Here is a 1,176-nt window from a genome sequence, read left to right on the forward strand (position 1 = left end):
GCTTACTTACGAAAGTCCTCGCGGACTTTCTTGGTTGGTAATTATTTACTAAATTAATCGCTTAAAACACGCAACAAACCATATACACAAACGTTGTAAACAATTAAATAATGATAGAACTAACACCTGAATTAAAAAAACTCAGCTCTTATTTAGGGTATTTGGCAGATAATGAAGATATGATTGATTTTTTTGAATCTGAATATTCAAAAAAAGCACCTACAAAAACTAGTGCAAATGATTCTACAAAATATGTAGTGACTAAGAAAAAAATTGGACTTGAAATGCTCTTTAGTCATGAAATTATAAATAAAGAATATCCAATCGTTGAGTTAAGAAAAAACTCTTATCGTCCTTATTTCTCTACTATAATCGTGAATAAAGAAAGCCAATCTAGTGATTTTTACCCTAAAGATATTGATAGGTTTATAAGCAAGTTTGGTGACGCAACATTCATAAATATAAGAGGTGATAAAATTTGGATTATACCTTTTAACAGTAACCTTGAAGCTGTATTTAAGTCAAAATCTGGAATAATGAATGATGGGTTTGTAATCAGATTAAAGGAGTTTCTAATGATTTCTTCAAAAAGCAAATCATTAGGTTTATTTATACATTTTTGTTTAATTAAAAATTTGTTGCATAAAATATTATTAGAAAAACACAAAGAATTGGTTGAGAAAATAAAATCGAATAAGGCAAATGCTCTTGAGTTAGTAGATCTTTTACCAAGAAAAGAGTTTTGGTCTGAACATTTAATTGAAGATGAACTATTAAGACGAAAAATATGGTCTTACTTTCGTAGATTAAATGAATTTGAAGTAGATTGGATAAAAACTGATTTAATTTCAATATTTGGTAAAATAAAAGGTGAGCACGGACATAACGTTCCAAATATTGAAATTGATTCAATCAAATATTATAAAAAAGCTGAGGGAATTTTTAGTGACAGAATCCTATAAGAAGATAACTGTTTACAACAAAGTATAAAAATAATAAGGGGTTAAGTGCTAAACCCAAAGTTGGTGCATATTAATAAAAGTTAGTATAATCTGAAAAGTAAGAGTATTTTAATCCCTTACTATTCTTATACCAACCGTCAGACTGCGCAATAACCTCCCTTTCTTAATAACTTTGTTGATTTCCTTTTAACGCATTGCCCAGATCACTTTAAGA

At 28.4% G+C, this 1,176-nt stretch carries 1 protein-coding gene; it reads left to right on the top strand.

From position 1 onward, the window contains the following. Positions 1–110: 110 nt before the first annotated feature. The gene (locus G525_RS0117855; protein ID WP_027127344.1) at positions 111–962 is read left to right on the top strand and encodes a hypothetical protein; all 852 of its coding nucleotides are present in this window, start codon (positions 111–113) and stop codon (positions 960–962) included. Positions 963–1,176 lie beyond the last annotated feature (214 nt).

This window comes from Gelidibacter mesophilus DSM 14095 (assembly GCF_000423005.1).
GTDB classification, from domain to species: domain Bacteria; phylum Bacteroidota; class Bacteroidia; order Flavobacteriales; family Flavobacteriaceae; genus Gelidibacter; species Gelidibacter mesophilus.

Bases quoted from the DNA above. Each gene is read 5' to 3' on its own strand.
- G525_RS0117855 (WP_027127344.1), top strand. From the start codon at position 111: ATGATAGAACTAACACCTGAATTAAAAAAACTCAGCTCTTATTTAGGG.